At 45.4% G+C, this 6,985-nt stretch carries 6 protein-coding genes; all 6 read right to left on the bottom strand.

Features of this window, described 5'->3' with window-relative positions:
* Positions 1-44: 44 nt before the first annotated feature.
* From argS to RDS42_RS10485, 6 genes are read right to left on the bottom strand one after another with little or no spacing between them, the layout of a single operon-like run.
* Positions 45-1,811, bottom strand: a complete 1,767-nt coding sequence (gene argS, locus RDS42_RS10510; protein WP_308783628.1) for an arginine--tRNA ligase — start codon at positions 1,809-1,811, stop codon at positions 45-47.
* A gap of 29 nt (positions 1,812-1,840) precedes the next feature.
* Positions 1,841-2,710 (bottom strand): DegV family protein, encoded by an 870-nt coding sequence (locus RDS42_RS10505; protein ID WP_308783627.1) that lies wholly within the window; start codon positions 2,708-2,710, stop codon positions 1,841-1,843.
* On the bottom strand, positions 2,707-3,774 hold the full coding sequence (locus RDS42_RS10500) for an ABC transporter permease (RefSeq protein ID WP_308783626.1): 1,068 nt from the start codon (positions 3,772-3,774) through the stop codon (positions 2,707-2,709). The genes RDS42_RS10505 and RDS42_RS10500 overlap by 4 nt, the downstream gene beginning before the upstream one ends.
* Complete coding sequence (locus RDS42_RS10495; protein WP_308783625.1) at positions 3,771-5,207, bottom strand: hypothetical protein; 1,437 nt, start codon at positions 5,205-5,207, stop codon at positions 3,771-3,773. The genes RDS42_RS10500 and RDS42_RS10495 overlap by 4 nt, the downstream gene beginning before the upstream one ends.
* Before the next feature lie 5 nt (positions 5,208-5,212).
* Complete coding sequence (locus tag RDS42_RS10490; RefSeq protein ID WP_308783629.1) at positions 5,213-6,049, bottom strand: carbohydrate ABC transporter permease; 837 nt, start codon at positions 6,047-6,049, stop codon at positions 5,213-5,215.
* Positions 6,049-6,912, bottom strand: a complete 864-nt coding sequence (locus RDS42_RS10485; RefSeq protein WP_308783624.1) for a sugar ABC transporter permease — start codon at positions 6,910-6,912, stop codon at positions 6,049-6,051. The genes RDS42_RS10490 and RDS42_RS10485 overlap by 1 nt, the downstream gene beginning before the upstream one ends.
* Between the last annotated feature and the right edge of the window lie 73 nt (positions 6,913-6,985).

Genomic DNA, 6,985 nt, shown 5'->3' with positions numbered 1-6,985 from the left:
AATCTTTTTGTCTATATTCTGAAAAACAGATTTTCTTATAATTTTTACATTCTGTCCGGAGCGGAGAATCCAAGAAGATCGATACTGGTTTCCAGAATGCTTCTGGTCACACTGAGAAGCTTCAGGAAAGATTCCTTCTGTGCCTGATCTTCCTCACTTAAGATCTTTGTTTCATGATAGAAGCTGTTAAATGCATTGGATACCTCATAAATGTAAGCACAGATCTTATGAGGAGCTTTTTCCTCAAATGCGCTTTCTACAGTTGCCCCAAACTTTGTCAGCTCCAGCATGAGATTTTTCTGGCTGTCATTTACTGCCGGAAGAATCTGGATTCCCTCAAGGCTTCCCCCTTCTTCTACATAACGGTTCAGAATAGACTTGATGCGGACAATGGTATAAAGGATATACGGACCTGTATTTCCCTCAAAAGAAGTAAACCGGTCGATATCAAATACATAATCCTTGGTAGCCTGATTGGAAAGATCACCATATTTGATCGCAGAAAGACCTACGATCTCAGCGGTCTCTGCAGCGTCTTTATCCTTCACGCTTCTGTTTTCCACAATCTTGCGGTACATTTCCTCATCAATATCCGCGATCAGGCGCTCCAGTCTCATAACGCCGCCTTCTCTTGTCTTAAATGGCTTGCCGTCTTTTCCGTTCATGGTACCGAAGCCCAGGAAAGAAAGTCTGGTATCTTCTTTTACAAGTCCGGTTTTTCTTGCGCAGCGGAATACCTGGATAAAATGAAGTTCCTGACGTTTGTCTACCACATAAAGGATCTCGTCCGGCTCATAAAGCTTCATACGCTCTACAATGGTCGCAAGGTCTGTTGTGGTATAAAGAGAAGCGCCGTCGGATTTCAGAAGCATACACGGAGGGATCTCCTTGGTGTCTGTTTCTTCCTTTACGTCTACTACCAGCGCGCCCTGATCTTCATAGGCAAATCCCTGATCCTTCATAGCCTGCACCATATCCGGAATATAAGGCTGTGCGTCTGATTCCTTTTTCCAGAGGTCAAAGGACACATTAAGATTGTCGTAATTTCTCTTAAGGTCTGTTACGGAAACCTGCATGATATGGTTCCAGAGAGCCATATATCCCGGCTTGCCCTGCTGGAGAAGGTGGGTTGCCTCCAGTGCCTCGTTACGATAATCCTCGTCCTCCTTGGATTTTCCGCTGGCACAGGGGTAGATTTCTTCCAGTTCACCAATGGTAAACGGTGCTTCCTCCGGATACTCTCCCTGATAGCTGTCGTCAAAATATACCAGCTCCGGCTTGCGGTGCTTCAGCTCTGTAATGATCAGACCCATCTGAAGTCCCCAGTCTCCAAGATGAACATCGCCGATCACCTTATGTCCTACAAAACGGCCGATTCTTTTGATGCTCTCTCCAATAATGGCAGAACGAAGATGACCTACATGAAGTGGCTTTGCCACGTTTGGTCCGCCGTAATCAATGATGATCGTCTTTGGTGTTTCCGCCTGTGTCACGGAAAATTTGGGATCCTCTGCCATTTTCTTCAGATAATCCGCAAGAAATTCTTCTTTTACTTTCAGATTGATAAAGCCGGGCTTTACCACTTCTGCCATAGAAAATACCTGGCTGTCCTTTAAGTATTCCACTACATCATCTGCAATCATAAACGGTGCTTTTTTGTATGCCTTTGCTCCTGCCATGGCTCCGTTGCACTGGAACTCACAGAGATCAGGTCTGTTTGATACCGTTACTTTTCCATACTCCGGATCATATCCGGCTTTTTCAAAAGCGGAGGAAAGCTCCTCTGCCATAATTTCCATCAGTTTCTTCATGTCTTATGACTCCTCGTACTTATTCTTTTTTATACAGTGACTTTTTTGGAGCATGCCACTGCAAGGGCGCCATGGCCGATATGGCAGGCAACGCTTAAGGAAAGGGGATCCATATGGATCTCCAGCTCAGGGAACATCTCCTGAACTTCTTTTTTGAATTCCTCCGCTTCTTCCTTATTTCCGGTATAAGCCATCTGCAGGCACATTTCTCCCTTTTTTACATATTCTGCAAAGCGGGTATCCATATCTTCCTTCATAGCTTTGAGCATCACCCGTTTGGCCTGCTTCTTGCCTCTTACTTTAGAATAAGCGTCCAGCTTATCCCCCTGGATCTGAAGTACCGGCTTCAGATTCAGAACTGTACCGATAGCCGCTGCAGCAGGAGTGATTCTTCCGCCTTTTTTCAGATATTTCAGAGTCTCTAAAGTAATGTAAATGCTCGATTCCAGCTTTTCCGCCTCCAGGATCTCACGGATCTCCGAAGCATTTTTGCCCGCCTCTGCCAGTGCAATGGCATCCAGGACAGACTGTCTCTGCGTTACAGAAATCCTCTGGTTGTCAACTACCTGTACCTTTCCGTCGTAGTCTCTGGCAAGTCCCATGGCAGTTTCACAGGAAGCGCTGAGACCGCTGGACATGGGAATATGAACGATCTCGTCATACTCTTTCAGAAGATTGTCCCACATTCCACATACCTCTCCCGGACTGGGCTGTGAGGTGGAAATCGTTTCATCCTTCTGCAGACGCTCATAAAATTCATCCTGAGAAAGTGTAATCCCCTCCAGATACATCACTTCATTAATATAAAAGGGCATGGGCAGAACAAAAACACCAAGACTGCGTCCTTCATCCTGCGTGATACCGCTGTTGCTGTCTGTGACAATTGCAATTTTTCTCATACTGCATTCTCCTTTTTCTTTTCTCCTGAAAAATACATGCTGTGTACAGTGTAACATATTTTTTTCTGTATCACAATAAAAAGAAAAAAAGCTCCAAGAGAAAAAAACAGGGATTTTATACAAAAAACAATATTTTCTGTCTGAAGAACTGTTTTGGGAAGCATCAGAAACCATCGTATATTGTCTGCTGCGTCAAAGAACCGCTCAGACCAGAATGTAAAATCCGACCATCTGGAAGGAATCCAGTCTCCTGGAATCCGGATGGTATTCCAAAGAATCATAATGCCCGTTACGGCAAGAAGCAGCAATGCGCCTGTCCAGATCCAGTAATCCCCCTGCCGAAAAGAATATTTTTTTTGTTCCATACGGGCAGTTTTCCATAAAACCCATCCTGCTGCAGCCGGAAAAAGCAAAAGCGCCATCAAAGCTGTCCCCCGTAAAAATCCGCCTTCCACGGCTGTTCCGGAAAGTCCATAACCCATAAGAAGCTGTTCCGTCGTCTTTCCCATTTCAGAATCTCTTCTTTTTACAAACACTCTGTTATATGTATCCGTCGATTGTCCCGAAGCAGTCAGAAACATTCTCTGTTTCCATGGCAGTACCTTTCTTATCTGATAATCCTTTCCCTGAAAACGTAACCATCTGCCTTCTGCTTCTTCTGTTCCAAACAGCTTCACTGCAGAGACACGGTCAAGAACACAACCCTGTCTGTCCTGAGAAAGAAGTCCTGCCAGTCTCCAGTCATAAAGAGACGCGTCGCCGGCGATATTGCCTGTCATTGCCGAAGTACTTCTTCCATATTCCGGTTCTTCCAGAGTTTCCATGCCTCCTTCCCGAAAAAAACAAAGACCCATATCCTGCTGTTCTGTTTTTTCCATACTTTTCAGTATATTCTCCGCCTGATCTCCATCAGGAAAAAAGCCGGATAAAAGCACTGTCACAGAAGGTTCCCTTTGGATCTGACAGTAACAGAATACAGCCGCGCTATAAAAAATCAGCACAAAAACTGCCGGCAGCAGACGTTTCCACCAGTCTTTCAGAAACGTCCTGCTCTTCCCGCTCATGACTGCTGCAGCCTTACCCGGCTGCCGTCCTGTATTTCTCTGTTTGCTTCCGTGATCACTTTCTGGCTGCTGGAAAGAGTTCCCTCTGCAAGAGCCGCCGTGGTCTGATTTTTTTCTTTTACCTGTACGGAAATTTTTCGTGCCACCTGTACCTCTCCCAGAATAGAATCCACGGTATCCACAACAAATACATACTCCTGACCTTCCTGACCATATAAAGCTGTAAGAGGCACACAGCAGCTATAAGGTCCGTTGGACTGTTCTACGGTAAATTCCACACTTTCCCCTACAGAAAGTCCGCTTTCCGGCACAGCTACAGTCATAACAAAAGTTCCCAGCTCTGCCTCGTCCTCCTGTACTGCCTGTACCACAGCATTCTCCACCACGGTTTTACTGACTCCTTCCAGCTTCACAGCTGCCCCCACAGAAACATATTCCATATCTTCTCTGGTGATCCGTCCCGTCATGCTCAGCTCTCCGGTAAGCTCATACAACACTGCCGCAGCCTCCTGAGAGGTCTGTCCCCCTGTTTGGGAAGAAACTGTTTTCATTACACCTTCCGCAGGAGAAAAAACCTCTCCTTTATTATCCAGAAGCACATTCAGCTCTCTCAGTTCCTCATTGCGTCTTTCCAGCTGTGTCTGAAGGGTTTCCTCTGTACTGTCCTGAACCTGAGGGATCGCTGCATCCTGTTTTGCCCGGTCTGCTTCCTTTACTTCCCGGTTTCGGTTCATGATTACCTGATTCAGAGCTTCCATTTTTGCCCGTACATCATCCATCAAAGCCTGCTCCTGCTGTCTTTCCGCTTCAGAATTCCCCTGGGTGCCGTCTGTAAGGTCGTTTCCCTGTCCATCTGTTCCGTCCCCGAAATCCGGTTCCCCGTTTTTCAGCTCCTGCTGCCGGGCAGCTTCCTCCGCCGCCCGTCTGGCTCTGTATTCATTTAATCTCTGCTGTGCAATATTCACTTCATTCTGAGCATTGGAAATATTGATGTTTCCATTGTTCACAGCGGCATCCAGATCCTCCTGGGCTCTTTTTGTTTCATTTTGTTTTTTCTGATCATTGATCTGTTTCTGACTTTGGATATCGCTGATCTTCAGGGAAAGTTCCTGGATCTCGTCCTGTTTTTTCTGTATACTGTCCTGAATACTGCTTTCCAGAACTGTCAGGATCGCCTGCTCTTTTTTTATAGCCTCTCCAGGTTTCACATAAACCTGTGCAATCTTCAGACCTTCCGGGACAAAAACTGCAGTCTCTCTGGTTCCCTCTATTTTTCCTGTTCCGGAAACATTGTGACTGATAATCTGATTCTGAGGTGCAGAGGCATTGATCTTTGCCACACTGACAGAATCTGCCGCTCTTGACAAAAAAGTAAAAATCAGCATTGCTGCAAAAAATATTCCAAACCATTTCAGTATTTTTTTTCGTTTCATTTCTCCTACTCCTTCACTGCTGTTGAGACAATTCCCTGTTCCAGATAATCCTGCCCCGCCAGAAATACCAGGACAGCAGGAACAAGCACCAGTACAGAAGCTGCAAATGCTCTGCCGGCCTGTTCTGTCCCGATATTTGGAAGATACAGGGAAAGAGGCCATTTTTCTTTTGTTTTTAAAAATGCCATTGGCTGTTCAATAAGATTCCAGTATTCCAGAAATCCCAAAACCAGCGCTGAAATCATTCCCGGAGAGCCAAGAGGAATCCCAATACTGAAAAAAATCTTCCATTCTCCCGCTCCGTCGATTCTTGCAGAATCCATCACCGCTTCCGGAAGCCCCTGAAAAAAACGGTACATCAAAAATACCGGAAAAGTAGAAAAAACAGCAGGCAGAACAATCCCTGTCAGCGTATCCAGAAGTTCTGTCTGATCCAGTACCAGATAACTGCTGAGCATCATTACCTGAAAAGGCATCATCATCAAAGCGATATAAATAGTAAACAGAAGCTTTTTTCCCGGAAAGTGGTATCTGGCAAATCCCCATGCTGCAGGGGTTCCTACAAGAATCTGCCCAATAAGGGTCAGAGCTGTAATCTTTACAGAATTCCAGAACATAACAAAAAATTCCGGCGAATCCAATAATAATTCCACATAATGAGAAAAGGTAGGATACAAAGGCATCAGCTTCCAGGAGGCAAAGCCCTCCCCGTTTCCCAGAACCGGAATAAGAAGCCGTAACAGCTCCGTATCTCCCATCAGTGATCCACATATCAGAAACAGCACCGGAAACACAGCCGCCGCTGCCATAAGAAACACCAGAGCTGTCATAAATTTTTTCATCATATGCTGTCTCCCCCTTCCCAGGCTTTTTGAAGCAGCAGGATCAGCACAAGAATCACGCTTCCTGTCACTACAGCCGCCGCTGCCATTTTATCAAAAGACATATCCCGGTACCAGTTATTAAAAAGATGCTGCAGAAGATACATACTGTTCTGAGGATAGTCTCCTGCCACCAGCCAGGCTTCCCGGAATACTTTAAAGCCGTTCAGTAAAGACAGCACCACAATAGTAAAAAGAGAAGGCAAAAGATTCGGCAAAGTGATCTTAACAAAGCACTTCCACTCTCCCGCTCCGTCTACTCTGGCAGCCTCATAAAGAGATGCAGGTATTGCACCAAGTCCTGCCACCCACAAAACAATATCATATCCCAGGTTTCTCCAGAGATAACTTACTACCAGCACAAAAAAAGAAGCGTCTGTGTTCATCCAGTCCGGCCCCTGAAAATTCAGAAGTTCCAGAAGGTGATTCAAAAGCCCCTGACTGTGAAAAAGAACTTTCCACAAAAGTACTACGGATGCCACCGGAATCGCCATAGGAAGAAGGAACATGCTTTTCAGGATATGCATACCTTTTTTTCTTCTGGTCAGCAGCACCGCGATCAAAAGCGACATTGTCACCAGCGCTGGAATACAAATACAGAAAAATCTCAGTGTATTGGCAGCCGCCAGACGGAAAGCCTGATTTTCAAAAACTGTCTGATAGTTTTTCAGCCCGGTAAATTCGCTGCTGACCGCGCTGAAAAAGGATCTTCGGATCACATCCCCATAGGGGATCACCCAGAACAGCCCCACACCCAGAAAGCTGGGCAGAAGAAATAACAACCCCTTATATTCTCTTTTCTTTATTTTTGTATGTATGGTCACAATTCACACTCTCCCGTTATTTTAAAGTCAGTGTAGCAGTCTAATCTAAAAAAACTCTCTAAAACAGATTAGA

Origin of the sequence: uncultured Blautia sp. (genome assembly GCF_902497045.1) — a bacterium.
In the GTDB taxonomy this organism is placed as follows: domain Bacteria; phylum Bacillota; class Clostridia; order Lachnospirales; family Lachnospiraceae; genus Blautia_A.
This window is presented reverse-complemented; position numbering and strand designations above follow the sequence as displayed.